At 51.3% G+C, this 25,180-nt stretch carries 25 protein-coding genes; 11 read left to right on the top strand and 14 right to left on the bottom strand.

The window, feature by feature from the left end; all coding sequences use genetic code 11:
• Positions 1-31: 31 nt before the first annotated feature.
• The 3 genes from BLR50_RS04470 to BLR50_RS04460 form a co-directional block, all read right to left on the bottom strand.
• Positions 32-1,516 carry a serine hydrolase domain-containing protein gene (locus BLR50_RS04470; RefSeq protein WP_162840318.1) on the bottom strand — a complete coding sequence of 495 codons (1,485 nt, stop codon included), beginning with the start codon at positions 1,514-1,516 and terminating at the stop codon, positions 32-34.
• A gap of 130 nt (positions 1,517-1,646) precedes the next feature.
• Positions 1,647-1,895 (bottom strand): spore coat protein, encoded by a 249-nt coding sequence (locus BLR50_RS04465; RefSeq protein ID WP_092638991.1) that lies wholly within the window; start codon positions 1,893-1,895, stop codon positions 1,647-1,649.
• A 53-nt stretch (positions 1,896-1,948) separates the two neighbouring features.
• Positions 1,949-2,134 (bottom strand): hypothetical protein, encoded by a 186-nt coding sequence (locus tag BLR50_RS04460; RefSeq protein WP_092638989.1) that lies wholly within the window; start codon positions 2,132-2,134, stop codon positions 1,949-1,951.
• Positions 2,135-2,703: 569 nt separating this feature from the next.
• On the opposite strand from BLR50_RS04460, the gene BLR50_RS04455 reads away from it, so the two are divergent.
• The 5 genes from BLR50_RS04455 (at position 2,704) to BLR50_RS04440 (ending at position 7,660) form a co-directional block, all read left to right on the top strand.
• Positions 2,704-4,593 (top strand): polysaccharide biosynthesis protein, encoded by a 1,890-nt coding sequence (locus BLR50_RS04455; RefSeq protein WP_092638987.1) that lies wholly within the window; start codon positions 2,704-2,706, stop codon positions 4,591-4,593.
• Between the two features lie 39 nt (positions 4,594-4,632).
• Complete coding sequence (locus tag BLR50_RS04450; RefSeq protein ID WP_092638985.1) at positions 4,633-5,232, top strand: sugar transferase; 600 nt, start codon at positions 4,633-4,635, stop codon at positions 5,230-5,232.
• 616 nt (positions 5,233-5,848) lie between these two features.
• Entirely contained in the window at positions 5,849-6,133 is a 285-nt protein-coding gene (locus BLR50_RS14250; RefSeq protein WP_143008044.1) for a hypothetical protein, read from the top strand.
• Complete coding sequence (locus BLR50_RS04445; protein ID WP_092638983.1) at positions 6,130-6,996, top strand: NAD-dependent epimerase/dehydratase family protein; 867 nt, start codon at positions 6,130-6,132, stop codon at positions 6,994-6,996. Before BLR50_RS14250 ends, BLR50_RS04445 begins: the two co-directional genes overlap by 4 nt.
• A gap of 49 nt (positions 6,997-7,045) precedes the next feature.
• A complete protein-coding gene (locus BLR50_RS04440; protein ID WP_092638981.1) occupies positions 7,046-7,660 on the top strand; it encodes a hypothetical protein in 615 nt (204 codons plus the stop codon).
• A gap of 88 nt (positions 7,661-7,748) precedes the next feature.
• On the opposite strand, the gene BLR50_RS04435 is transcribed toward BLR50_RS04440, so the two are convergent.
• Both BLR50_RS04435 and BLR50_RS04430 read right to left on the bottom strand, forming a co-directional pair.
• Complete coding sequence (locus BLR50_RS04435) at positions 7,749-9,680, bottom strand: methyl-accepting chemotaxis protein (RefSeq protein ID WP_143008043.1); 1,932 nt, start codon at positions 9,678-9,680, stop codon at positions 7,749-7,751.
• Positions 9,681-9,940: 260 nt separating this feature from the next.
• On the bottom strand, positions 9,941-10,282 hold the full coding sequence (locus BLR50_RS04430; protein ID WP_143008042.1) for a Smr/MutS family protein: 342 nt from the start codon (positions 10,280-10,282) through the stop codon (positions 9,941-9,943).
• Positions 10,283-10,516: 234 nt separating this feature from the next.
• On the opposite strand from BLR50_RS04430, the gene BLR50_RS04425 reads away from it, so the two are divergent.
• A complete protein-coding gene (locus BLR50_RS04425) occupies positions 10,517-11,362 on the top strand; it encodes a hypothetical protein (protein WP_092638975.1) in 846 nt (281 codons plus the stop codon).
• 33 nt (positions 11,363-11,395) lie between these two features.
• Complete coding sequence (locus tag BLR50_RS04420; RefSeq protein ID WP_092638973.1) at positions 11,396-11,707, top strand: magnetosome magnetite crystal formation protein family; 312 nt, start codon at positions 11,396-11,398, stop codon at positions 11,705-11,707.
• Positions 11,708-11,825: 118 nt separating this feature from the next.
• Here the strand turns inward: BLR50_RS04420 and BLR50_RS04415 are convergent, their stop codons facing one another.
• The 5 genes from BLR50_RS04415 to BLR50_RS04395 form a co-directional block, all read right to left on the bottom strand.
• A complete protein-coding gene (locus BLR50_RS04415; RefSeq protein WP_092638971.1) occupies positions 11,826-13,205 on the bottom strand; it encodes an aldehyde dehydrogenase in 1,380 nt (459 codons plus the stop codon).
• Between the two features lie 130 nt (positions 13,206-13,335).
• Positions 13,336-13,833, bottom strand: a complete 498-nt coding sequence (locus BLR50_RS04410) for a GNAT family N-acetyltransferase (RefSeq protein WP_162840317.1) — start codon at positions 13,831-13,833, stop codon at positions 13,336-13,338.
• Positions 13,834-13,938: 105 nt separating this feature from the next.
• Positions 13,939-14,808 (bottom strand): UbiA prenyltransferase family protein, encoded by an 870-nt coding sequence (locus BLR50_RS04405; RefSeq protein WP_092638967.1) that lies wholly within the window; start codon positions 14,806-14,808, stop codon positions 13,939-13,941.
• Between the two features lie 5 nt (positions 14,809-14,813).
• Positions 14,814-16,514 carry a hypothetical protein gene (locus tag BLR50_RS04400; protein WP_092638965.1) on the bottom strand — a complete coding sequence of 567 codons (1,701 nt, stop codon included), beginning with the start codon at positions 16,512-16,514 and terminating at the stop codon, positions 14,814-14,816.
• A gap of 79 nt (positions 16,515-16,593) precedes the next feature.
• Complete coding sequence (locus tag BLR50_RS04395; RefSeq protein WP_162840316.1) at positions 16,594-18,015, bottom strand: ABC transporter substrate-binding protein; 1,422 nt, start codon at positions 18,013-18,015, stop codon at positions 16,594-16,596.
• 238 nt (positions 18,016-18,253) lie between these two features.
• On the opposite strand from BLR50_RS04395, the gene BLR50_RS04390 reads away from it, so the two are divergent.
• The 3 genes from BLR50_RS04390 (at position 18,254) to BLR50_RS04380 (ending at position 19,484) form a co-directional block, all read left to right on the top strand.
• Positions 18,254-18,664 carry an arsenate reductase ArsC gene (locus BLR50_RS04390; protein ID WP_092638961.1) on the top strand — a complete coding sequence of 137 codons (411 nt, stop codon included), beginning with the start codon at positions 18,254-18,256 and terminating at the stop codon, positions 18,662-18,664.
• A 64-nt stretch (positions 18,665-18,728) separates the two neighbouring features.
• Entirely contained in the window at positions 18,729-19,112 is a 384-nt protein-coding gene (locus BLR50_RS04385; protein ID WP_092638959.1) for a Rid family detoxifying hydrolase, read from the top strand.
• Positions 19,113-19,253: 141 nt separating this feature from the next.
• Positions 19,254-19,484, top strand: a complete 231-nt coding sequence (locus BLR50_RS04380) for a hypothetical protein (RefSeq protein WP_092638957.1) — start codon at positions 19,254-19,256, stop codon at positions 19,482-19,484.
• A 119-nt stretch (positions 19,485-19,603) separates the two neighbouring features.
• Here the strand turns inward: BLR50_RS04380 and BLR50_RS14410 are convergent, their stop codons facing one another.
• Positions 19,604-19,756 carry a hypothetical protein gene (locus BLR50_RS14410; protein ID WP_162840315.1) on the bottom strand — a complete coding sequence of 51 codons (153 nt, stop codon included), beginning with the start codon at positions 19,754-19,756 and terminating at the stop codon, positions 19,604-19,606.
• A gap of 161 nt (positions 19,757-19,917) precedes the next feature.
• Entirely contained in the window at positions 19,918-21,753 is a 1,836-nt protein-coding gene (gene typA, locus BLR50_RS04375) for a translational GTPase TypA (RefSeq protein ID WP_092638955.1), read from the bottom strand.
• 329 nt (positions 21,754-22,082) lie between these two features.
• Between typA and BLR50_RS04370 the strand changes: the two genes are divergently transcribed.
• Positions 22,083-22,694 (top strand): flavodoxin family protein, encoded by a 612-nt coding sequence (locus tag BLR50_RS04370; protein ID WP_092638953.1) that lies wholly within the window; start codon positions 22,083-22,085, stop codon positions 22,692-22,694.
• A 53-nt stretch (positions 22,695-22,747) separates the two neighbouring features.
• Here the strand turns inward: BLR50_RS04370 and BLR50_RS04365 are convergent, their stop codons facing one another.
• Together BLR50_RS04365 and BLR50_RS04360 are read right to left on the bottom strand one after the other, a co-directional pair.
• Positions 22,748-23,359, bottom strand: a complete 612-nt coding sequence (locus BLR50_RS04365; RefSeq protein WP_092638951.1) for a LysE family transporter — start codon at positions 23,357-23,359, stop codon at positions 22,748-22,750.
• A gap of 322 nt (positions 23,360-23,681) precedes the next feature.
• Complete coding sequence (locus BLR50_RS04360) at positions 23,682-24,623, bottom strand: AEC family transporter (RefSeq protein ID WP_162840314.1); 942 nt, start codon at positions 24,621-24,623, stop codon at positions 23,682-23,684.
• Positions 24,624-25,180 lie beyond the last annotated feature (557 nt).

Raw genomic sequence — 25,180 nt, 5'->3', positions numbered from 1 at the left:
AGAGGCAGCGGGAAAGCTGCCTCTGACAAAACTATATACTGCCCTTCCTGTGACTGTTGAGCATCAGCATAACTCGACAGACTATATTTATAACCGGCAGCAGCAGAAAGACAAACAGGCTGCAGACGATATCTGGCTGGCCAAGGTAGGCAACCTGCAGGGGCACCCCGTAGGCGTTTAGAAGGTACCCGAACAGCAGGCCGACGAGCGCAAGGCTTAGGATATCCGGCCAAAGGCCCTTTATTACAACCCCTGCCCGAGTAGGTATGCCCGAAACCTTTTTGCGCCAAGAGGTGAAGGTAAGTATGATTCGAAAGACGAGCAACACGCCAACCCATAAGAACAATATGTTGATAGTGGCATACATCCTGCCAAAGCTCATGCCCTGCGGCAGTGTGGGCTCGCCGGTTTGAACGTTCATCAGTTCATAAGCCATCGGCATCAGGTATTCGGCGGTAATCAGGCGGTTGTTGGCGTTTGCCAGCAGCACCACGCCCGCACCCTTTTCGCGGCTGATAAGCAGGATAGAGTAGTAGTTGGTGGGGCGCCCGTCGTGCATGATCAGGTTTTCTTTAACAAACCAACCCATGCCATAGGAATACCCCGCAGGATGCTCAAGCGTTACTGCCGGATTGACGATGGATTTTATGCTTTCTGCGGAAAGCACCGCGTTGCCGTTATAGCTGCCATCCTGCAGATACATGCGGATGTAATGGGTTAAATCCTCCGCACAGGAGAACAGGGAGGAAGCCGATACATATTGCCTGGGGTAGGGAAGCTTGGTTTGCACCGGCAGCCCGAACCAGGTGATATGGCCCGCGGAAAGAGAACCCTGTTCGGCATCGGCCCGATTGGTGTAGCTGTGCGCCATAGCAAGCGGGTTAAACAGGTGCTCTCGGATGTAGCTTTCATAGCTCTGGCCGGATACCGCCGCAATGATCTCGCCTAAGATTACATAATTTGCCTCGGCATACTCAAAGCGCTTGCCCGGGGCCGATAGAAGAGATTCGTTTGCAAGTGCGAAAACAAAATCCCGTGAGGTGCTCTTGTCGTTCCAATAATCACTGTGCCCGGCCTGGCCCGCAATACCGCTGGTTTGGTTGAGCAGCTGGCGTACGGTAATAAGGGCAGAGCTTTGTGCATCCTTAAACCTGAAATCGGGCAGGTAAGCGGTTACCCTCTCATCCAGATTGATTTTGCCCTGCTCCGCAAGCTGCATCACAGCGGCGGCGGTAATGGATTTGGTGGTGGAGCCCAGCATAAACGGGGTGGAGGGGGTAACGGGCTTTCCCGCTGAATCTGCCCTTCCGTAGCCCTTTAGGTAGGTGTTGCCACCGTTTACAATGCCCAGCGCCATCCCCGGTATGCCGAGCTCCTGCATCTTGGCCGAAACATAGCTGTCGGTATCTGCTGCGGTGCTGCCCTTGAGGGTAATCGGCTGGGGCCCAAGTAAATAATACCCAGCAGAGCAGGCTGCAAGAAGAAGTGCAAGAATAAAAACAATGCCTTTTTTCATGTGAATTACCATCCTAGCCTCATAGTTGTCAATGATTACAACGAACAATACACCGCGAATACTTCAAAAACACAATAAAGCAGCCTAAAGCAGAACCGCTTTAGGCTGCGCGCTTATGCTAAAAGATCCGTTACCCCTGCACCTGAGTTTTTACCTGCTGAACCTCGGCGTCGTTGGCAAGGGTTGCGGGCTGGTAAAAGCCCTTGGCCTGAGCCATCTTGAACAGGTCGTACTGCGAGGTTTCGCACTTATCACGAATCTGCTGAATCGTGCAGCGCAGGTTGGGGTTGGTGCACTCTGAAATGGTGTTTGCGTAAAAGGTAAGGCTGCTCTTTACCGAAGCAAGAGCATCGTTTACCATATACTTATCCTGTAGCATTGTTATACATTCCTTTCCTTATATTACGGGCCGATACAAACCGGGCAGGGGCCTTATTTTAAGAACCCCATCAGCTGCTGCTTGGTTTGCTGGGCGTCCTGGGCCGATTTTTCAAAATAGGCTTTCATCTGCGGGTCGCTGCACTGCTGTGCATAGGCTTGCATCTTTTGGTATGCGGTGTCGTGCGAGCCGATTAGATGACGAAGGTTTTGCAGTTCTACCTGAGTTAACTGAGACATGGTATTGCTCCTTTCTAATCTTTCGGTTTAACCTTTTGCTTAAAACGGCCAAACGTTATAAGCTGCCGCACAGGCGGCACGGGGGAGATAGAGCTCTGCATGCGGTGCACATAAGGCATCAGATTACCAAAAACAACAGAGGAACCTTGATTCAGCGGCGTTAAGCGGCATACTACACCCTTTAAGCCGATTTTTCAAAGTTCTTATTTATTATTCGACGTTTTGAATGAACTATACCCTCATGAAAAATTATCCAATATCATTTCCAAACCGAAAAATCTTGATTTTATGCGGCTTTATAAGTGCACCAAAAGGTCATGAATTCTGGCGCTTTTCGCCGTATAATATTGAAATGCCTGCCTTGATAGGTTATAATTATTTAAAAGCGGTAGCATACCGGTGCAGAATCATTTCCAAAGCTGTTTATGTTTTTCCGTTTCTACCCAGAATCAGAGTAGATAAAGGATTCGGCGCTTACGCAGTTTTGCCCTAAAGCCCTTATGAGTTGTGCACAGATAAGGGCTGTTTTATTTTTAATAGATTACAGCAGCGGTGAAACAGAGGTTATTATGAGCAAGGACGCAAAACAGATACCATTACACAACTACTTCAGCAGACACCGCAGCGTCTTTTTGATGCTTGCGGATTTCATTATTATATCAATGTGCTATATCTCCACCTGGGGTATGCTGCTTGGGCGCATCTCGGTAGTGGCGTACAAGCCGATCTGGTTTTCGAGCGGCCTGATATTTGTGGCAATCTTTTTGCTGATTTTTCGGGTGTTCGGAATGTACGACAGCCTGTGGCGCTATGCCGAAACCTATGAATTCTTAAAATGCTGTCTGGCTTCGCTCTGTTCGATTTTCATCTTTCTGGTAATTACCCTGATTATCTACCGCAGCCCGCGGCTGCCGATCTCGGTTTATTTTATCTCGTCGCTGTTTGCCTCGTCGATGACGCTTTATTACCGTATGTTCTACCGCGTGTACCGCTCTGCCAAGCTGGGGCACAAGCCGGGCGCGGGGCAGAAGAAGGTGCTGCTGGTGGGCGCGGGCAACGCGGCCTCGTCGGTGCTTTCTGAGCTGCACAAGACGGGAGAAGGCCGCTTCTTTGTTGTCTGCGCGGTGGACGATGACATGGATAAGGTGGGCCGGCGCATTCAGCGGGTGAAGATTGAGGGTACCACCAACGATATTCCCCAGATTGTAGAGAAGTACGGCATCAACCTGATTATTGTGGCGCTGCCCTCCGCCTCGCAGCGGGATAAGAAGCGCATCCTTTCTATCTGCTCCAAAACGCGCTGTACGCTGCGCATTGTGCCCGATGTGCTTACCGCCATGACAGGCGACGAGAGCATCGTTTCACATATCCGCGACGTAAATGTGGAGGACCTGCTGGGCCGCGATGTCATCACCATTTCCGCCCACACCACCCAGCTTATCACGGGGAAAACGGTGCTGGTTACCGGCGGCGGCGGGTCTATCGGTTCGGAGCTCTGCCGTCAGATTGCGGCGCAGAACCCAAAAAGGCTGGTTATCTTAGATATTTATGAAAATAACGCCTACAGCATACAGCAGGAGCTGGTGCGCCGGTATGGCGAGAAGCTTGACCTGCGGGTGGAGATCTGCTCGGTACGCGACGAGGAAAAGATCGACCTGCTGTTTGACCACTACCGCCCGGACATTGTGTTCCATGCCGCCGCACACAAGCATGTGCCGCTGATGGAGGCCTGCCCGGAGGAGGCCATTAAGAACAATATCTTCGGCACCTTGAATGTTGCGCGCTGTGCCGATAAGTACCATACGGCCAAGTTTGTAATGATTTCGACCGACAAGGCCGTGAACCCCACCAACATCATGGGTGCGACCAAGCGCGTATGCGAGATGATTGTGCAAAGCATGAACACCAGAAGCGACACCCACTTTTCGGCGGTGCGCTTTGGCAATGTGCTGGGTTCCAACGGTTCGGTAATACCGCTGTTTAAAGAGCAGATTGCAAACGGCGGGCCGGTGACCGTTACCCACCCCGATATCGTGCGCTACTTTATGACGATCCCCGAGGCGGTGAGCCTGGTGCTCAAGGCCGGGGAGATGGTGGGCGGCGGCGAGATCTTTGTGCTGGATATGGGTGAGCCGGTAAGAATCAAAGACCTTGCCGAAAACCTCATCCGCCTTTCGGGGTTTGAGCCCGAAACCGAGATTGCCATCACCTATACCGGCCTGCGCCCCGGCGAAAAGCTGTTTGAAGAGCTGCTGCTGAGCGAGGAAGGTTTAGAGAAAACCGAGAACGAGAAGATATTCGTCGGTAAGCCGACGGTGATGAACCCCGACAAGGTGTTTGAAAGCCTTGAGGAGCTAAAGCCCGTGGTGCTTGCCAACCAAACCGAAGAGGCGGTGCGCAGGCTGCACGAGCTGGTGCCCACCTTTCATTCCCCCAGCAAGGAAGAAACCGTATTATAATAGAACGTAAAACACTGCAGGAAGGAAGCGTGCCGGACGATGTATCGGTTTATGAAACGGGCGATGGATATGGTGCTTTCAATACTGGCGCTGGTGTTGCTTTCGCCGCTGCTGGGAATATTGGCGCTGCTGATTAAGCTGGATTCCCCCGGCCCCGTGCTGTTTAAGCAGCTGCGGGTGGGCAGGGACAAGAAGCTGTTTCATATCTATAAGTATCGCACCATGCGCACCGATACACCCAAGGACGTGCCCACGCACCTGCTTACGAGCCCTGACGCCTACATTACAAAAACGGGCGCGTTTTTGCGCAAAACAAGTTTGGACGAGCTGCCCCAGCTGATTAACATTCTGCGCGGTGAAATGAGCTTTGTGGGCCCGCGCCCGGCGCTTTACAATCAGGACGATCTGGTGGCCGAGCGTGACCGCTACAACGCCAACGCCGTGCGCCCGGGCTTGACCGGCCTTGCGCAGGTAAACGGGCGCGACGAGCTGGCTATACCCGTAAAGGCAGCGTATGACGGCGAGTATGTGAAGAAGATCAGCTTTGTAACCGATACCCGCATCCTGTTTGCCACAGTAGGCAAGGTGGCCAAGCACGAGGGCGTGGTGGAGGGCGCAAAGGCCAATGCAAGGGAATAGAAGAATTGTTTAAGGGCGGGGAATGGTTCGCCCTTTAACTTTTTTACAGTTAGATTTTTGCTTTGACTATGGCTGGGATTCTTACAATCAAAATTAACTAGTCAATCGGATTGTCCGTACCCGCACGGACGGGCGGGTTTCTTTTCCTGTTCGGGAAAAGAAACCAAAAGCGAAGCAGGGAGTTCCCTGCACCCCGCGGCTTACGGCTTCGGAGCGTAGCTGTGCTCACTACTTTGGTGAACTCGGCGGCGGCACAAAATTCGCCCCCAGACTCAGGATTTGTGCCGCCGCAGAATACTGCGTATTCTGTCCCCTCGTTTGCTCAATCGTCGTTTACCTGTTTTTCTCCGCAACCGTAACCCGCCTTCCACTTTCAGATTGTGCTAATCCTCCCTGCGTCGGCACTTCCCCGCAGGGGTCGTAAGAAACCAGAACGGGGCGTCGAGGACGCCGCCCCCTACATCCCGCCGCCGGGTGGCGAATATATGGGGGGAACCCGTCCGGGGGCGCCAGCCCCCGGACATTCCTCCCCCTCCCGTTTTGATACGCTTACAACACCCACCGTTGCATAGAAACGGGAGGGGGTTGGGGGTGGGTTTCGAGAGGACAGAGGCAAATGCCGCAGAGAACGGTCTTGACCGTACCGCGAAACCGAAACCGTATTCCCGTAGGGGTGCGCATTGCGCGTCCGCGTTATTATACCTGCCCGATAGCGGTTTGTAGGGGCGATTATCAATCGCCCGTGGATTATTTGTGGTCTGAGATTGAACCGCGGGCGCTTACTAAGCGCCCCTACGCTTCCGTTGTGGATTTGATTATAGACCATCGAGCAAACACAATGGCCGCCGCTACAAAGCTCACGCCGACGATAAATACACATAAAGGCAGGGACTGTACATGAAAAGGATTGTTATTACCGGGGCGAGCGGGTACATCTCCACCCACCTTGCCGCGTGGCTTGGGCAGTTTAAGCAGGAATATGAGGTTACCATGCTGTCTTTGCGCGGCGATACATGGCAACAGCAGAGCTTTGCGGGGTATGACGCGGTGGTTCACCTTGCGGGGCTGGCGCACAGTAAGGAAACTGAGCAGAACAGGGCACTTTACACCGAGGTAAACCGCGACCTGACGCTTCGCGTTGCAAACAAGGCAAAGGCGGAGGGGGCGGGGCGGTTTGTTTTTGTAAGTACCTTTAACGTATATGAGCCGAAGGCTGAGTATATCGAGCAGAACACCCCGCTTGCGCCCGTTACGGCTTACGGCAGAAGCAAGCTGGAGGCGGAGGAGGGGCTGCGTTTTCTCGCAGATGAAGGCTTTGAGGTGGTAATCGTGCGCCCGCCGATGGTGTACGGCCCCGATTGCCCGGGAAATTTTGCGCGGCTAAAGAGCCTTGCGCTGCGCTGCCCGGTTTTTCCGTCGCTGGAAAACGCGCGCAGTATGATCTATATCGAGAACCTCTGCGAGTTTTTGCGCCTCTGCCTTACGGTGCCGCTTGGGGCTTTGCACACCGCGGTATACTGCCCGCAGAACGCCGAATATGTAAGCACGCGGGAGATTTACATACAGCTTCGCCGCGCCGCGGGGAAAAAGGCGTGTGTCATCGGCTGCTTTAATCCCTTGGTGCGCCTGCTTGCGCGGCACAACGGTACCTTTGAAAAGGTATTCGGCAATAAAACCTGTAATTTTGCGTTAAGCGCGCCGGAGATGGAGTATAATAGGTACGGGTTTGAGGAATCCATCAAGGGGTGTATCCGTAAGAATTGATGGGCGGATATTTATAGACAGCAGGGTACAGACAAAAAGGGGCATGGTTATGCGAAAGGTAATTGGGCTGATGCTATCGTTGAGCATGGTTTTGTTATGCGTTACAGGCTGCGGTACTGCCGCGGCACCGCTTAAAAACTATGCTGAGCCGATGCCGCTTACAAAGGAGCAAAAGCAGCTGGTTGATTTGATTTCAACCGGCGGCCAGCAGGTGCTGCTGTTTCACTTTAAGACCGAGGAGGCCTATAAAACCCAAGAGCTCTGGGTGGAAACCTACAAGGCCGGTAAGCTTGTGGATTCATGGCCTGCGGGATTGAAGCTGGGAGATGAGCAGGCAAAACCGCTGGACATTCAGGCGGCGGTAACCATCACCCATACACCCGATTATCAGTGGTCCTTTGCGGTGCGGGAGCAGGACGGTTCGGGAGCAAGCCAGCGCAGTGAGCCAAACAGAACTTATACCGCCAAGGGAGGCAGCGCCTATACTGTCATCCGCGGGCCGGTTGCGATAGAATCGGATAAAGAGATTGTATTATATGCCAACGTCTTTAATGAAGGTAACGTGTTAAGGACCTTTGATGACCCGCAGAGCTTGAATAATGGGGAAGCCCTGCAAGAGTACGATTATGTGCATCTTATAAAATGCCGGTTCACTAAAGAATAGCGGTTGTAATGCCTATAAGCAAGCCGCCCGCCGTAGGTTATACGGCGGGCGGCTTGCTGAATGTAGAGGAAAAATGATGAAAGTCGGTTTAAAATTTAAACCGTGAGATAAGCGTTTTGAGCGTCTGCGCCTGACTGCTGAGCTCCTCGCTCGAGGCGGCGCTTTGTTCGGCGGTTGCTGAATTGGTTTGTATGGCTTCGGATACCGTCTCCATCCCAGCGTTGATATGGGTTACCGAGGCATTTTGCAGGCTGGTTTCGTCGTTAATACGCTTAATCATCTCGTTTACGCTTTCCACCTGCCGGGCGACATCGTTCAATGTGGCTGCCGTGCTGGTTGTCAGCTTGCTGCCGCGGTTTACGGCGGAGATGGTCTGCTCAATGAGGGCGGTGGTTTCGGTAGAGGCCTCGGCACTCTTGCCCGCAAGGTTTCTCACCTCGTCGGCTACCACGGCAAAGCCCTTACCTGCGGCGCCTGCACGCGCAGCCTCTACGGCAGCGTTAAGGGCCAGAATATTGGTTTGAAACGCGATATCGTTAATGGCCTTTACAATCTTGGAAATCTGCTCAGCAGACTGGTCGATCTCGCTCATAGCCGAGAGCATCTCGTTCATCTGCGCGGTGCCCTGATTTACGCTTTCGCTGGAGCTGACTGAGAGCTTTCGCGCCTCCTCGGCGTTTTGGGCGATGCCGTGAATGCCGTTGGTGATATCGGCAATATTGGCGGAGAACTCCTCCATAGCGGCGGCCTGCTCCATTGTGCTTTGTGAAAGCGCCTGTGCGCCCGAGGCAATCTGCTCCGAGCCCTGCTCCACCTGCTCGGCAGACTGCAGGATATCGGTAAACGCGCTGTTGAGGGAGCCGATGATGCGATCAAGCGCCTCGTGTATCGGGGCAAAGTCGCCCTTGTAGTTCGTTTTAAGCTGCTGGCGCAGGTTTCCGTCTGCAAGGCCGTTGAGCACCTGTGAAATCTCAAGGATATACTCGTTTAGCGTATTGACGGTCGCGCTCAGGGAGGTGGCTAAAACCCCGGTTTCATCCTTGGCTTGTACGCTTGGCACCGGTGTGGTTAAATCGCCTTCGGAAAGCAGTTTAAGGCGCTCGGTAACCACCACCACGGGCTTGGAAATGCGCTTGGAAACCTTTGCGGCAAAGAGAAAGGTGAGGACGATGAACACCAGCAGAAGCAGTGCGGAGATGGTAACTGCCTCAAGGTATCTTGCAACCACCTCATTGAGCGAGAGCACCACACCTACAGACCAGCCCTCGGGGTTGCCTACCGGTGCGTAGGCGATATAGCTTTTCTGCCCGCCGATTACCGCCGTTTCTATGCCCGTTTTGCCCTGCGTCATCTCACCGATAATCTTCGCAAGGTCGGCGTAGGAGGCATCCTTTTTGGCAAGCTCGGTATAGTTGGTCATTTCACGCACCACCTTTTCATCGGGGTGTGCGATGACAGTGCCTTTTTGATCCACCACAAAGCCGTAGCCGGATTCTCCGACCTGAACCTTGGAGATGATAGCGCTGAAGATACTATAATCGATGCCGCCGTATAGCACCTCGTTGCCCATCTTGGCACCGGCCATGATGGTGAGGGAGTTATCGGTTTTGCGTATCAGGGGGCTAGATATGTAAGCAGTGCCGCCGAGCGCATTCTTAAAATAGTCGCGGTCACTGATATCGGTGTTGTTAAAGGTTTTGCCCGAGGTGTCGGAGACCGAAAAATCTTTAAACTTGGTTTCCTTTACCAAGGCACCCAGCTTATCAACGCGCACCTGCTTGGGCTGCTGAGAGTCGGATACCACACTGTTTGCGGATACCCATTTCAGCTCGCTTTTCAGTAGCTCGCTCTCATTGTTCAGGTTGAGCGCGTAGGCCTTTACCGTTTCGTTAAGCAGCTGCTTTGAGGAGGAGATAGAGCTGTTGTAGAGTAACAGAGTGGTTACCAGAGTGATGGCAAGCCCCATCACAACGGCACAAAGCAACATAGCACCTCGGATGCTCTTGTTAATTGTTTTCAATTGTATCGCCCCAATTTACATAATTGTCTGCGAACAAATGTCTAAGTCCCTTGTTGTGATTAGCAGGCCTTTCCTTTATTATACGCTATAATATGGGTAAATACAATAAAAAAATACGAAACAATTATTCCTTTTTGTTTCTTTTACACATTTCGCGAAAATTCGCGCAGTTGATTACATAATACAGCCCAAGAAATTTGTATATCTTAAACAAAAGCAGCCTGCCGTACCTTTGTTAGCGGCAAGCTGCTTAATCTGCTTTAAAAAAATACGATGGTAATGCCCTGATTACAGCGCAGGTAGTCTTTGTCGTTCTGCAGCTGAGGCAGGGTATCGAGCATTTTGCGGCAGGGAGCGTAAAACAGCGAGAACTCCTCGCCCTTGATATACTCCCGAATCTCGCCGCGCCGCTTCTTTTCCTCCAGCGCCCGGTGCACCTCGGCTTTAATGCGGCCGCCTGTGCCGCTGGAGCCGTAGCCGTGTATCAGCTTGACAGCCTTGCTGCCCGCCGAACGCTGCAGGCGCAGGGCGGCGTTCATGATTCTGACAGCGTCCTCGGCATAGGGCATGCCCTTTTCAAGATTGATGATTGGTATGTTCATGCACCCCACCCACAAAGAACGCGAAAAAATTCACGCGAATCCCTTCCGAAAAATATCTGTTCCTTTTATGGTAACCCATGCCGGATTGTTTGTCAAATCTTTAATCCGGCTTGATTATTTTGTAAACAATGCTCGCCTGTTCTTGCATAACACCAAGCGCTTCGCTATAATTAGCTTAGACTAATTTAAGCTAAAATTTAAAACAGGATGTACGACAGGAAATGGGGCTATTCGTTGAAAAAGACAGATATTAAACCCTCACAAAGACGAAACCCGCAGCTGCGCTTTTGCCTATTTCTGCTGGCACTTTCAGCAGTTGTGCTGCTTGCGGGTGCTGTTTACGCACTCTTTGGCGCTGCTGGGTTGAAGAATGCGCTAAATGATTCCGCCGCGCGTGCTGCCGCTTTGTCGGTAAAGGCTGTGCTGAGTGAAACCGCGGCAGCCTACAGCGACGACTTAAGCAGCCTGCATGTAAAAACCGACGCGCAGGATACCCGGTTTGACGAGCTTTGCGCCCTGCTTTCCCGTACCGCGCGTAATAATAATATCGACAGTCTTGTAACGATTGCCCGCCGCGCTGATTCAGGCGGCTACGCGTATATACTGGACTCCAGGTTTTCAAGGAAGCTGACACCCAATGTTGATTACCATACCGTGGGTGCGGCCTGCGACCTGCGGCAGGAGGGCGGTGCTTCGCTAGAACGGCTTGTCTCCCGCATACAGAGCAAAGAGCAGGAGTATGGGTATGTTGTTGCTGCTTCGAAAGAGGGAGTACCCACAATGACCTGCGCGTTTGCGCTTTATAACAGCGACGGCTCAGCCCTGGGCGTTGTGCTTGCCCATATTACCGGCGGGCTGTTTGCAAAAACAGGGGCGCTGGCCCTGCCATTTTATATGCTTGCGGCGCTGCTGCTTGCGGCGAGCCTGATTACTGCACTGAACCTGCTGTTTAAATACCGCAAGGCAAAACGTGCCGCCGCAGCGGTGGCAGAGGAGCCGGTGGAGGCACCCCGGCAAGAGAAACCGCTCACGGCGTTGCAGGAAAAACCGGGCCCCGACGATGAGGGGATAAAACAGTAAAGCCAAAATTCAGATATAAAGGAGCAATGAAACATGGCAGATAATTCTAACGACAAGCTATATTCCATATTAGCCTACATCAGCGTATTGGTATTGGTGCCGATTATTGTGGCGCAGGATTCGCAGGTTTGCCGCTTTCATGCTAATCAAGGCCTGGTGCTGCTGATTGCCGAGATTGCCGGGCAGATTCTGATAACCCTTGGTTCGGTTCTCAGCATCCTGTCGCTGTTCGGCAGCCTGCTGATGCTGGTTTGCTTTGTGTTTTCCATCCTCGGCATTGTAAGCGCCGCCAAGCTGGAGATGAAGCCGCTGCCGATTATCGGGGATATACATCTGATAAGGTAATCATCGCAATATAGAAAATAAGCCGGATGGGGGGGTACCATCCGGCTTTTGTCGTATAATCGTAGAGAACTAATGCGGGTACAGGGGTTCGCTGTAACAGCTTATTGGAAGCTATCCGCTACTTCAAAATCATTTTAACCAGTTTTTCGTACTTCTGCTGGTTGTGTATAAAACGCATCTCGTGGTCGAGGCCGATGTGGCGGATAAGCATCGTCTTCTTGTGGGTAAAGGTATCAAACCCCGCCTTGCCGTGGTAGCCGCCCATGCCGCTCTGGCCCACGCCGCCGAACGGCACCGTGTGGGAGAGGGAGTGCATCAGCGTATCGTTTATGCAGCCGCCGCCGAAACGGGTGAGTGCTATTACTCTCTTTTCGGTGCGTTTATCGCGGGTGAACAGATACAGCGCCAGCGGGAGCTCAAGCTGCTCGAGGCGTGCGATGACATCTTCGATATCATCAAAGGCTAGGATGGGCAGGATGGGGCCGAAGATCTCCTCCTGCATGGCCTTGCTCTGCTCGGTGGCGTTTGGAAGGATGACGGGGGCGATTTTGCGCGCGGCCTCGTCGTACTGCCCGCCGCAGGCAAGCTCCTCGCCCTCGATAAGCCCCAGCAGGCGGCGGAAGTGGTGCTCGTTGATGATGGCGGGGTAGTAGGGGGCCGAGAGCGGGTTATCGCCAAACTGGGCGGTAATCTCGGCTTTTAGTGCCTGTATCAGTGGCTCCTTTACCTCGCGCTGCACCAGCACATAGTCGGGTGCGATGCAGGTTTGCCCGGCATTGGCCAGCTTGCCCCATACAATGCGCTTTGCGGCGAGCGGAATGTCGGCGGTAGCATCAACAATGCAGGGGCTTTTGCCGCCCAGCTCCAGTGTAACGGGGGTGAGGTGCTGTGCGGCCTTCTCCATAACAATATGCCCGACGGCGGGGCTGCCGGTGAAGAAGATGTAATCAAACCGCTGTTCCAGGAGCGCGGTGTTCTCGTCGCGCCCGCCCTGAACTACGGCTGCCAGTGTTGGCTCGAAGCATTCGGTAAGGATGGTTTCGATCACCTGTGAAACGTGCTTAGAATAGTTCGAGGGTTTTACAACCACGCAGTTGCCTGCGGCGATGGCGTCTATCACCGGTGTTAGTGACAGCCCAAACGGGTAGTTCCACGGCGAGATAATCAGCACGCAGCCGTAGGGGTCGCTGTACACGCGGTTGTATGCGGGCAACACCGAAAGCCCGCCCGAATAGCGCTTGGGTTTAGCCCAGCCGCGCAGGTGCTTCATCACATAGGTGATCTCGGAGAGCACGATGCCAACCTCAAACATATAGCTTTCAAGCGAGGATTTGCCTAAGTCCTGCCTGAGCGCCTCCAGAATCTCGGCCTCGTGCTGCTGGATGGAACCCCTGAGCGCCGCGAGCGCGCCCAAACGGTAGCTGATATCACGGGTAATGCCGGTGGCAAAGAATGCGCGCTGCTCTGCTACGATTTTTGCGATGTCCTCTTTTTGCATTTTGACGGCCTCCTTAGAAGTAAAAACACCGTAGGTTGATAAGATTCAGTTTGTCTCGGTATCAGTAGTACTAATGAATATGAACCAAACCTCCGCCGGGAAAGCGGAGGCTTGAGATAACACTATATCGCTAAAGGCTTTTTTCCATGAACACCACGTTTGACGGCTTGCCCTCGTAGACGGCGCGGTTGTGGTAGGTGCCCGCCACCGTAAACCCCGCCTTTTCATACAAGCGTATGGCGGCGGTATTAAAGTCGAACACATCTAGCTCCAGCCTTGTAAAGCCCTGCGCCCGCGCGGTTTTATCCAACGCATGAAGAAGTGCTAAGCCGATGCCCTTGCCTCTGCTTTCGCGTGCCACATAGACCGAGATGTTGGAGATATGGTCAAACACATGTGGCGCGGCGGAATGCTTTACCGGGTTTAGCGAGGCCCAGCCGGCCATGCGGCCAGTCTCGTCAAATGCAGCCAGCACCTTGCAGCGAGCGGGGAGCATTAAAAACCATGCCAGACGGGTAGATTCCGTTTGGGGTTGGGTGAGGTAGGTGGCAATACGATCCTCCACACCCTCGTTGTAGATGCGCGTAAGCTCGGGGATATCGGCAATCCCCACTTCTCGAATATTCATGATGGTTACAGCTTTCATTAGTAAGTGTTTAGCGGATTGAGAAGGTGCTTTATTGTCGTTCCTCATACAAGTAATATCTTACAATAGTAAGCTTGCTTGAACTAATCAAAAGTAAATAATACCAAAAACGACAAGACAAAACACAGCCACAATCGAAAGCAAGATTTTATCGCCCCAAATTACTTCAACCGGATCCCCGTCGGAGTTGTTTTCAACAGACAGGCTATATTTCATGCAAATTAGGATGATAAGAGGGACTGTCCATATCAAATTCTCACTGTTTGCTTTTTGTATAGTAAGCAGGTCAACACTCCACAGAGAATAAAACGTTATGGTAAGGGCTAAGCATATGTACATGTTTTTATCTAGAAAGCCATAGTTGTATAGTTGCAGAACCTTGCGGGTTGTTCCGCTGGCAGAAACCCGGGATAATTCATTTCTGCGTTTTCCAAGCGCTAAATAAAACGAACTTGAGATTACAGTTAAATAGAGCCATTTTGAAATTTCGATGTTTGTAATTACCGAACCATAGAGAACTCTTAGTAAAAAGCCCAAAACCAAAATGGCAACATCAACAATCGGTATATTTTTAAGCCCCAGACTGTAACCCACATTCAATAGTAAATATAGTATTAAAATGAACCAAGAACGCCACCCGGCGCCAAAAGCCAAGCAATTAAATATAACAGATAAAGCCAACAATATGCAAGCAATCAAACTTGCCGAGAAAACAGACACTTCTCCACTGGCAATAGGTCGTGCTTTTTTTATTGGGTGACAACGATCGTGATCAACATCCTTAATATCATTAAAGATATAGATGGCGGATGAAAGAAAACTAAAACAGAGGATGCCTTCCATCACTTTTACAAGTAAGTTCGTATAAAAAAACTGTCCGCTGAAAATAAGGGGTAGAAAAATTAACCCGTTTTTAACGTAATGCTTGATGCGCATAAGTTTTAAATATTTTTTCATATTAATTACACCGTATAATAGCTGATTCCAAAGCTAATTAAATCATAGATTCCAACGACGTTTATTAGAGCGAAAAGTACGGCAAACATAGTATAAAGGGTATGTTTAACAATCCTCCATTTTCTAAACAATGTTTCTATAGCCATAAAAGCAAGGGATACATATGCCCATGAAAAATATAATGTATATAGTATTAGTCCGTTCTCGGCTGTGCCCCATCCTAAAATGCATAGAAGAAGGAATGAAAATATAATCCATCCCATACAGACTTGTGCAAAATACTTCTTGTAATTAAGAACAAATCCTAAAATAGCAACAACCAAAAGGATTACACCAATGATATTTATACCGGTTACGGGTGCTAATTGATAAGATACATGTGTATAAGCAGTTGTGCTAACACCGGCCTGCGGCTTTATAATACAAGAAGAGATAAAATTAAAGAATTGAAGCATTCTACCGCCAAACGATATTTTAGCTCCCGCAAAGTGCACTAATTTGTTATAAGTAGCAACAGGATTAAAAAACAGAGGTAGTTGACCAAAGATAGTAATGACAGCAAAAAACTTTGCTCCGGTAGAAATTAAGATGGAAACCCATTTATTTGGCTTCGATTGACGTAACAGTAAGGGGAAGAGTATGCCGCTGGTAAGTAAAGTACCGGTTGCTCCAATAAATAAATAATCATTATCTTGTATTTTATTTTCACATGCGTAAACAAACAATAATAGCCAGAATAGCGCAAATATATACTGCTCAATGTTAAACATGTAAAGTAAAACCGGGTAAGTAAATGTTAATATGATGAAAAACATTACTTTAACAGCACCCGTTAACTGTAATAACCGTGCTAAAAGAGTAAAACAGAAAAGCAAAAGCAAAACCTGAATAATACCAATAGCAATAGGATAGCAATTAGGTATAAAGAATAACAGCTTTGATATAATTAAGGCAACAATTGCAAATGGTGCTGCAAATAAACCAAACAAAGGCTGGCGGAAATCATTTTCGGGGGCGTTGATGTTGAGATAAACATTGGTGGCCAGTTGATTAGCTGAATCTGAGGTATAAACAACATCATAATCTATCAAATTTCCGTTAATGCTTGGTGCGTAAAAAGCGGTAGTAAAGTTATAAACCACAATAATCGCAACAGCACTAATTATGCCGGCAATTATTAAAAAGCTCTTTTCTATAGTATCAGTGCTTTTATACCAGCCGCGAAACAGTTGGATCAAATATCTGCTGCCGATATATAAAAAAACATAAATAGCAAATAGAGAGATTACACCGCAGAATATCGCGATACATTTACCCAAAACTTCCTTAGAGGGAAACCTTAAATAAATACTTAAATTATAAAAAGCTTTTGCATTTTGATAATAAAACCATTTTGTAAATTCAGCGCACATAAATACAGTCAGAATGGCAGTAATAACAGCTAATTTTGTATTTGTGTGCGTAAATTGCAATTCAATAAAACGGTATCTAAAGGTGATTATGCAAAAGACAAGAAATGCACATGCGACACTGATAAGAACAGAAAAATACGATCCCCTTAAGGATAACAAGGCAGACATTGCCGTTCCAGAGAATATAAATAGAAGTTTTGTTAATAGTGAGATAGATTTAGGATTATGGTCTTCGTGATTAAAAAACAAACGGGATAGTTGCTGTAACGGATTAGTATTATTGATGAGACTCATATTGATTCAATTTTCCTTATTTTTCAAAACATAATTACTACGTCTATTTGCTGCATTCTTAGGAATAATTTTTACTGCCCTATTTACTGCTTGCGGCGCTGGAGGTGTTTTCGTCGCCCTTCTTGGCAGCACTCTCACGCGCCTTGATTGCGTCGGTAACGGTTTGGTCGGCGGTTTGTACAAACGCTTTCAGCAGGTCGGCGGTTTTGGCGTCCTTCTGCGTGGCGGCGGCAAGGGTGGAAAACCAGTAGGTTTTCATCATATCGTAGCCCTCGGTGAGCGGCACATGCCGCCCGAGCAGCGGGCGAACCGATTCGGCGTAGGCAAACTCCGTGTCGTAGCGCAGCTCGTCCTTGGAAAGCTGTGGGCTCAACCCGCCGGTGCTCACGGCAAGAATACGGCTCCACTGGCGGTTATTTGCCAAAAAATCAATAAACACCTTGGCGGCCTCGATGCGCTTGTTGTCGCCGTTATCAAACACCGAGGCACCCGAAAGGGCGTATTCAAAGGTAGGCGCCTTGCCGCTCTGCCCGGGGTAGGGCATGAGAAGCTCGGTGAAATTATCCTTTTTGCTCTGGGCGTAGTTGTTTTTAAGCCCCACGGTGTAAAGCAGGGTGTGTGCCGTTTTTCCGTCGGCAAAATCCTTTACTGTGTCGGAGGCGGTTTTTGAGGCATCGACAGCCAGCAGGCCGTCCTGCACCGTTTTGTTCAGCCACGCGAAGGCCTGTTCGCCCTGCGAGCTGCCGATGGTGTAGGCGGAGTACTCGTTGTTTACAAACTCGGCGCCGTAGAGGTTTTCCATGAGCGAACGGGTGGCACCGTCACCCGAGGAGCTTTTGGCGTAAAGCACACCCGAGGAGGCCCCCGCGGGCAGCTTCTCCTTCATGGCTGCAAGCAGCGCGGTGTATTCCTCCACCGTCCAGCTGCGGTCTTTGTTGCGTTCGTAGGGCAGCAGGTTGAGGATGCCGGCCTTTTCAAGCATCTCTTTGTTAAACGCCATCAGGTAGGGGGAAACGCTCAGCGGCATCATGTAAGGCTTGCCGCTTACGCCGCACGCCAGAACAACATTCTCGGGCAGGTTCTTTTTCAGCTCGTCGGTGAAAAGGCTGCTCAGGTCGGCAAGCTTGCCCTCCCGCGCATAGCCCGCCAGACGCTCGGCGCTGTCGTAAAGAAGGTCGAGCTCTTTGGCTTCCAACGCCTTCTTTAACGCTTCCTCGCCCGAGGTGCCGGTTTCCAGCTTGATGTAGTTTACGGTAATCTCGGGGTGAAGCTGGTTGAAGGCGGCAATGAGCTGCTGCTCGAACGAGCCGTTCTCATTGTCGGCTGCGGCAAAATAGGGCAGGCTGTAAAAGTTGATGGTAACCTTTTCCGCCGGGGCAGACGAAGAGGCCGCCTCGGAGGAGGTTTCCGCTACCGGTTTTTGCACCGGCTTAGAGGAACAGGATACTAAAAATGCCGCGATGAGCACCACGGTCATGATCAAGGCTGTCAGTTTACGCATAAGCATCCTCCGCACATAGAATGAATCAACTCAAGCTGCCCGCTAATTCTGAGAGCAGAGCTTGGATATAAAGCTTTTTAAATTATACAATACCTACTGCGTAAATTCAAATAGAATTGTAGCGGGGAAAGGCTTTTTTTATGCACAACCGTTACGGGCTGCTGAACAGACTGTACAATGTTATTGAGGATGGGGTATAATAAGAAAAATAAAAAGCGGGAAACGGGGTGTTTTTGTGATGAACCAAAAGCCGAAGGTGGCGTTTATCTGCGTGCACAACTCCTGCCGGAGCCAGATGGCCGAGGCGCTGGGAAAGTTGCTTGCCGCCGACGTGTTTGAAAGCTATTCGGCGGGCACCGAGACCAGGCCTCAGATCAATCAGGACGCCGTACGCCTGATGAAAAAGGGGTACGGGATTGACATGGAGCTGACACAGCGATCCAAGCTGCTTGCAGACATCCCGCCGGTAGACATTGTGGTGACGATGGGCTGTAACGTGCAATGCCCTTTTTTGCCGTGCAGCCACCGCGAGGATTGGGGCCTGGACGACCCCACCGGCAAGGACGACGAGGCCTTTTTAAAGGTGATGAAGCAGATTGAGAGAAACATCCTGTCATTAAAAGAGCGAGTAGAATCCGATACATTATAATGACAGCGAAAAGGGCGAGGCAGACGCAAGAAAAAACCGTCCTTACGCTAAGAGGTGGAGTAGTATGACAGAGAAGAAGCAGGTATTTACCGAAGCGGCGCCGAAGCCCATCGGGCCGTATTCGCAGGCGGTGAAGGCGGGCGGGGCGCTGTATGTATCCGGACAGTTAGGCGTGGACAGGACAACCGGAGAGCTTGCCCCCGATGTGCGGGAGCAGGCGGCCCTTGCGCTCAAAAACCTCGGGGCAATCCTTGAAAGCGAGAAGTTAAGCTGCAGCAGCGTGGTAAAGACGACCGTGTTCCTTGCAAGCCTTGAGGATTTTGCCGCGGTAAACGAGGTGTACGCGAGCTTTTTTACCGGCAGCACACCGCCCGCGCGCAGCTGCGTTCAGGTATCCAAGCTGCCCAAGGGGGCGCTGGTGGAGATTGAGGCTGTGGCGGTTTATTAAGGTTTTATATAATCACAAAGGAGAGGATGAAAGCCCTCTCCTTTCTGTTTTTCAGAGAATAAGGGGAAACGGTACGGCTTTAGGCTATTCGTTGGGGACGTTCCGTTAGATTTCTCATATAATGGCGCGAGGTGAGAATTGATGTCTGGGATTAAATGTATAGCGGGGGAGCAGCTTGCGTACACGGCTACGACGATTTCTGTTGCACTGGCGAAGGTATTTGACCTTGAGGACATCAATATATTAAGCAGCCCTTTTTGCGCCATAGGGGACGGCTTGGGGATTATTGCGGCGCAGCGGGCGGCGTGCCCGCCTGATATCAAAACTAAAACAAATACAGCTGCTTCTTTCGATAAAAAGACTGACGAGTAATTTGAACTTTCAAATTTTTGGTAAATAAAAAGCAGGGGACAACCCTGCTTTAGGTGCTTGTATTTTAACCGGCGTTTTCTAAACGTTTAATACGCTTTTCGAGGGATTCCACCTTTTTCTCAAGCTCCCATTACTTTTCCATGGGTAGGCTTGTAGCCATCAAAGAGGGCATCAATCCGTTTTGTAACTTCGTTTTCAATCTTAATCTCAATTCGCCTTGTATGCTCTTTTAGCATTTCCGCAACCTGATTAAGCATCTCTTCATTCGTCATGGCACACTCTCCCTGTAATTGTCATTATACTTGATTTGATGAAAAGTTGTCTAGGGGATTTCTACACAGTGTGCGGGCAGAGCGAGTTGGTAAGGGCAGTAATAAAACCGGTCAGCGGCATAGCCGCTGCCCGGTGCTATCTATTGAGCGTATATAGTATTTTAGTTTTCTGCGGCTACCTTTTTGGCATTAACCGCCTTGGCGCGCAGGTTGTTATCCAGAATGCGCTTGCGGATGCGGATGGTCTTGGGGGTTACCTCCAAAAGCTCGTCCTCGGCGATGAACTCAAGCGAGTCCTCCAGGCTCAGGATCTTGCAGGGGGTGAGGCGCAGGGCCTCGTCGCTGCCGGAGGCACGCATGTTGGTGATGTGCTTGCGCTTGCACACGTTTACCACAATATCCTCCGCCTTGGGGGACTGGCCTACAATCATGCCCTCGTAAACCGGAACGCCCGGGCCAAGGAACAGCGCACCGCGCTCCTGTGCGTTATACAGGCCGTAGGTAACGGTTTCGCCCGACTCATAGGCAATCAGCGAACCGGTTAAACGCTTGGGGATATCGCCCTTATACGGCGCGTAGCCCTCGAACAGGGTGTTCATAATGCCCTCGCCGCGGGTATCGGTTAAGAACTCGCTGCGGTAGCCGAACAGGCCGCGGGCGGGAATGATAAACTCCACGCGCATACGGCTGCCCTGCGGGTGCATCTGCACAAGCTCGCCCTTGCGCAGGCCCATCTTCTCCATTACCGAGCCGAGCGACTCCTCGGGCACGTCGATAATCAGGCGTTCCATCGGCTCGTGCAGCTCGCCGTCTACCATATGGTAGAGCACGTGCGGGGTGCTCACCTGAAACTCGTAGCCCTCGCGGCGCATGGTTTCTATGAGGATGGAAAGGTGCATCTCGCCGCGGCCGGACACCTTGAAGCTGTCGGCGGAGTCGGTTTCCTCCACGCGCAGGGATACATCCTTTAAAAGCTCCTTAAACAGGCGGTCGCGCAGGTGGCGGCTGGTTACAAACTTGCCCTCGCGCCCCGCAAACGGGCTGTCGTTTACCGAGAAGGTCATCTCCACGGTGGGCTCGGAAATCTTTACAAACGGCAGCGGCTCTACGGCGGCCGGGTCGCAGATGGTGTCGCCGATCGAGATGCCCTCGATGCCCGAGAGGCAGACGATATCGCCGATCTTTGCTTCCGTTACCGGCTCGCGCCTAAGGCCCTCAATCTGATAGAGGGATACGACCTTGGAGCGGTAGGGGGTTTTGGTGTTGTGGTAGTCGGCTACCATGACGTCCATGTTCTGCCGGATAACGCCGCGCTCTACGCGCCCGATGGCGATTCTGCCCACATACTCGTTGTAGTCGATGGAGGATACCAGCATCTGCAACGGCTGTTCCGGCTCGCCCTCTGGGGCGGGGATATAGTCAAGAATCATGTCAAACAGGGGTTTCAGGTCGGTGCCGGGTGAGTCGGGGGAAAGGGTGGCGGTGCCGTCGCGGCCCGAGCAGAAGATTACGGGGCTTTCAAGCTGCTCCTCGGTGGCGTCAAGGTCAAGCAGCAGCTCGAGCACCTCGTCGCCGATCTCGTACAGGCGGGCATCGGGGCGGTCCATCTTGTTTACCACCACGATTACCTTGTGCCCTAGCGCCAGCGCGCGCTCCAGCACAAAGCGGGTTTGCGGCATGGGGCCTTCAAACGCGTCTACCAGCAGCAGCACGCCGTTTACCATCTTTAAAATACGCTCTACCTCGCCGCCGAAGTCGGCATGGCCGGGGGTGTCTACGATATTGATCTTAACGCCGTTGTAGCGAACGGCGGTGTTTTTGGCAAGGATGGTAATGCCGCGCTCGCGCTCGAGGTCGTTGCTATCCATTACGCGGTCGTTTACCACCTGGTTTTCACGGAACGCGCCGCCCTGCTTGAGCATCTCGTCCACCAGCGTGGTTTTACCGTGGTCTACATGTGCGATGATTGCAATATTGCGCAAATCTTCTCTTATCAAACGATATTACTCCTTCTATGCGAGGCGCTTATGGCGCACTCATGCGGCAAAAATCATACTTTTTTATTATACTGCTATTATTTCAGTATTTCCACAAGCCGTTTCGCTAAACTATGAGGCAGGATATTACGGTTTTTTGCCGTTTATTACAAAGAAAGTGATATGTGCGATAAAGAGAGCGACGGCTTGAACCCTTGCTTTTACTTTTTAACGGGCAGACAATATTTTTTACGGATAACTATTTGACTTCACAAAGCTTTTCTGCTATAATTACCTATGGTAATTACCAGTGGTAATTAAAAGAACGACAACCGGAGGGTAAAGCCTAAATGAAAGCAGTAATTGTGAATGGTTCCTATCATCAAAATGGTGTAACGGCGCTTATGGTGCACGAGTTTATCCGTGGCCTGAAAGAAAGCAAAAGCGGTATTGAAGTAGAAGAGGTTAACCTGTCGCAGGTGCCGCTAAAGCTTTGTAAGGGCTGCGGCTGTTGTGTTAAGAATGACGGGAAAAGCCTTGCGGAATGCCCGCAGCCGGATTACCCGGCGATAAAGGGAATCCTTCAGGATATGATTGATTGCGATATCCTGGTTTATGCATCCCCCGTTTATGAAAAAGCGGTGACAGCCCTGTTGAAGCGATTCTTAGAAAGGTCGATGACGATACTGTATCTGGGCGAAACGGGGCCGGTACCCAGAAATGCAGTGAACGATAAAAAAGTTGGTGTTGTGCTGGTATCCTGCGGAACCCCTTTCCCTGTGAACAGAATACAAGGCATTACAAAATATCCCTTAGATATTCTGGGTATGTTTTGCCGAGGGTTTGGATGCAGTAAGGTAAAGAAAATTGAGGTTACGAGTGCGTACTCCAAAGAACAGGTGAGCGATAAGCAAATCAGGCGGGTTTACAAGCTTGCAGTAAAACTGGGAAGCATGCTTTAAGGATGCTTCCCAGTTTTTTATGGTATTTAGGAGGACAACAAGAGGTTTAGACCTCAGCCTTCCTTTTTAATCATAAGCCGGATGCCGAAGAACACCAGCAGGCACCCCACGGCAGCATTGAGTACGGTGAGCACGATGGCGGGTAAGAAGGTGTTGAAAATACTGCCCAGCAGAGCAACCGCGGTTAAAAACAAGAGGGTGGCAAGCACGCACCCTAGGCCGAAGAAGAACAGCCCCGACTTGCTCATATTCTTTTCCGCCGCCTTGGCCGAGAACACCCCGCCCCAGAACAGGATGGTGAGCGGGTTTGAGGCGGTAAGCAGCAGCCCCTGCACGAAAACACCGCCCGCGGGCACCTGCCCGAACAGGCTGAGCTTGGGCAGCAGCGAAAGGCCGAAGACGCTAAGCACCATGTTCAGCCCGAACAGGCAGAGGATGACGCAGCCGAACAGCTTTACACACAGCCGGACGCGCGGGCGATTAAAAAATACCGAGGCGCCAAACCCCGCAAGGGTGATATAGGCGGCATCGGCGAGCGCTGCGGCAAGCACGCACAACAGCCCCGCCAGCAGCCCCCTGCTGCCGGAGGTTTGGAACACAAACAGGCACACCGGCCCGACGGAAAGCTGCAGCAGCATCCCGAATTTTAATCCGTCGAAAATCATGGGGTGTCCTTTCTGCATTGATAGCGCAGGGTTGATTGTATAAAAGACCTGTGCTCTATCGCGGAACATGCGATTATATAACCGTTCATCAGTTCGCTGTGGGGCCGGGGTTATTCCGCCCGAATGTATGATTCACAGTCTACGGTAATATGTAGGGGCGCGCATTGCGCGCCCGCGGTATTTCAGCGAATGCGTTAGGCCGCGGGCGCTTAGCAAGCGCCCCTGCATCCCCATCGTGGATTTGGCTGTAGACTGTGGGGCGCCGAGGGCGCCGCACTATATGTGTGCCCCTGCAGGAGTGCGCATTATACGTTTGCAGTATTTATAAAAGCCCGAAGAGCCTTGAAACGTATACGAGCACAAACATCGTTACCGCCGACACCGCCGAGGAGATGACAACCAGCTGCCCGGCAAGCTCGCCGTCGGCTTTTTCACGCACTGCCATCACATAGCTGGAAACCGCGATGGGGGTGCCGAACACGCACAGCAGCACCGCGTAGCCGGTTTTATCAAAGCCCGCGAGCGCCGCCAAAGAGAGCATGAGCGCGGGGAAAACAAGCAGCTTAAGAAACAATACAGCGGTAAGCGCGCGAGCGTTGTGCGGGACGGCCTTGAACTCAAACCCCGCGCCGAGCATGAGTAGGGCAAGCGGGGTGGCGATAGCCGCCACATCCGATACGGCGGAATTTACTGCTTCGGGCAGCCTGATGCCGGCAAGCGAGAAGGCAAGACCGATAACGCTTGCGATAATCAGGGGGTTGAGCAGTACCTTTTTCGCTACCGCAGTGAATTTGGGCTTTCCGTTAAACGAATAGCGTGCCAGCACAACGGTAGCCAGCAGGTTGAAGGTGGGGATGACAAAAGCGGCCATTAGCGAGGCGGCCTGTGTACCCTCGCAACCGGTTAAGCGTGTGCAGAGCGGAACGCCCAGCAGCAGGAAGTTGCTGCGGAACAACGCCTGAATGATTACCCCGCGGCGCGGGTTTTGTTTGATAATAAGGGGGACGATCACGCTCATTAACACACAGAGCAGCGTAGTGCCGCCCACGCCGAACAGCAGAGTTTTCAGGTTAAAGGCGGTTTTAAAATCGGAAGACGAGATATTATAAAAAAGCAGTACGGGCAGAAAGACCGTAAAGCACACGTTGTTGGCCTTTTCAACAAAGGGCGGGGTAAAAACCTTTAAGCGCGAAAGCAGATAGCCCGCGCTCATGATTAAAAAGATGGGCAGGACGGCGTTTAAAGAGAAGATGAAATCGTTCATGGGTAAGCTCCGTAATCCCTGTTTATTTGACAGTGCTGTATTCATTATAGTGGCTTGAGGCTAAATAAACAATAAGGGGAGCGAGGTGTTGCGTTCTGTCCTTTGTCTGCGTGCTTTAGCCTCTGAAAGCCCACCCCAACCCCTCCCGTTTTTTGGGTAAGGGAGAAGTTTTTAGCGTACCAAAACGGGAGGGGCAATTATCAGCCCTTGTGCGGTTATAATCGGATGGTACAAATACCGCGGGCGCGCAATGAAGCCCCTACAATTGCCGTGGAAATATCACAGGGGGAACAACAGGTGTTTCCCGGGAAATAAGCGGGGGCAATCGTCTGGCGACGAAGCCCCCGGACATTTCTCCCCCTCCCGCATATGGTTGCTTAAAATTCAGAACCAATCCTGTTGTGGGATGAGGGTAAAGCTTTGCTGCGGCGAAGCTCTGGGGGTGGGTAAATAGCAGCTTTTTTGCAGGGAATGGTCTTGACCATTCCGCAAAAATTATGTGGCTGCGTTAGAATCGCGGGCGCTTAGTAAGCGCCCCTGCATCCTGTTGAGGGTTT

Source organism: Acetanaerobacterium elongatum, assembly GCF_900103835.1.
GTDB classification, from domain to species: Bacteria; Bacillota; Clostridia; order Oscillospirales; family Ruminococcaceae; genus Acetanaerobacterium; species Acetanaerobacterium elongatum.
This window is presented reverse-complemented; position numbering and strand designations above follow the sequence as displayed.

What these genes read in the sequence shown, in the direction of transcription:
- BLR50_RS04470 (WP_162840318.1), bottom strand. Translation starts at nt 1,516, where the DNA reads ATGAAAAAAGGCATTGTTTTTATTCTTGCACTTCTTCTTGCAGCCTGC.
- BLR50_RS04465 (WP_092638991.1), bottom strand. Translation starts at nt 1,895, where the DNA reads ATGCTACAGGATAAGTATATGGTAAACGATGCTCTTGCTTCGGTAAAG.
- BLR50_RS04460 (WP_092638989.1), bottom strand. Translation starts at nt 2,134, where the DNA reads ATGTCTCAGTTAACTCAGGTAGAACTGCAAAACCTTCGTCATCTAATC.
- BLR50_RS04455 (WP_092638987.1), top strand. Translation starts at nt 2,704, where the DNA reads ATGAGCAAGGACGCAAAACAGATACCATTACACAACTACTTCAGCAGA.
- BLR50_RS04450 (WP_092638985.1), top strand. Translation starts at nt 4,633, where the DNA reads ATGTATCGGTTTATGAAACGGGCGATGGATATGGTGCTTTCAATACTG.
- BLR50_RS14250 (WP_143008044.1), top strand. Translation starts at nt 5,849, where the DNA reads ATGCCGCAGAGAACGGTCTTGACCGTACCGCGAAACCGAAACCGTATT.
- BLR50_RS04445 (WP_092638983.1), top strand. Translation starts at nt 6,130, where the DNA reads ATGAAAAGGATTGTTATTACCGGGGCGAGCGGGTACATCTCCACCCAC.
- BLR50_RS04440 (WP_092638981.1), top strand. Translation starts at nt 7,046, where the DNA reads ATGCGAAAGGTAATTGGGCTGATGCTATCGTTGAGCATGGTTTTGTTA.
- BLR50_RS04430 (WP_143008042.1), bottom strand. Translation starts at nt 10,282, where the DNA reads ATGAACATACCAATCATCAATCTTGAAAAGGGCATGCCCTATGCCGAG.
- BLR50_RS04420 (WP_092638973.1), top strand. Translation starts at nt 11,396, where the DNA reads ATGGCAGATAATTCTAACGACAAGCTATATTCCATATTAGCCTACATC.
- BLR50_RS04415 (WP_092638971.1), bottom strand. Translation starts at nt 13,205, where the DNA reads ATGCAAAAAGAGGACATCGCAAAAATCGTAGCAGAGCAGCGCGCATTC.
- BLR50_RS04410 (WP_162840317.1), bottom strand. Translation starts at nt 13,833, where the DNA reads ATGAATATTCGAGAAGTGGGGATTGCCGATATCCCCGAGCTTACGCGC.
- BLR50_RS04405 (WP_092638967.1), bottom strand. Translation starts at nt 14,808, where the DNA reads ATGAAAAAATATTTAAAACTTATGCGCATCAAGCATTACGTTAAAAAC.
- BLR50_RS04400 (WP_092638965.1), bottom strand. Translation starts at nt 16,514, where the DNA reads ATGAGTCTCATCAATAATACTAATCCGTTACAGCAACTATCCCGTTTG.
- BLR50_RS04395 (WP_162840316.1), bottom strand. Translation starts at nt 18,015, where the DNA reads ATGCGTAAACTGACAGCCTTGATCATGACCGTGGTGCTCATCGCGGCA.
- BLR50_RS04390 (WP_092638961.1), top strand. Translation starts at nt 18,254, where the DNA reads ATGAACCAAAAGCCGAAGGTGGCGTTTATCTGCGTGCACAACTCCTGC.
- BLR50_RS04385 (WP_092638959.1), top strand. Translation starts at nt 18,729, where the DNA reads ATGACAGAGAAGAAGCAGGTATTTACCGAAGCGGCGCCGAAGCCCATC.
- BLR50_RS04380 (WP_092638957.1), top strand. Translation starts at nt 19,254, where the DNA reads ATGTCTGGGATTAAATGTATAGCGGGGGAGCAGCTTGCGTACACGGCT.
- BLR50_RS14410 (WP_162840315.1), bottom strand. Translation starts at nt 19,756, where the DNA reads ATGACGAATGAAGAGATGCTTAATCAGGTTGCGGAAATGCTAAAAGAG.
- BLR50_RS04370 (WP_092638953.1), top strand. Translation starts at nt 22,083, where the DNA reads ATGAAAGCAGTAATTGTGAATGGTTCCTATCATCAAAATGGTGTAACG.
- BLR50_RS04365 (WP_092638951.1), bottom strand. Translation starts at nt 23,359, where the DNA reads ATGATTTTCGACGGATTAAAATTCGGGATGCTGCTGCAGCTTTCCGTC.
- BLR50_RS04360 (WP_162840314.1), bottom strand. Translation starts at nt 24,623, where the DNA reads ATGAACGATTTCATCTTCTCTTTAAACGCCGTCCTGCCCATCTTTTTA.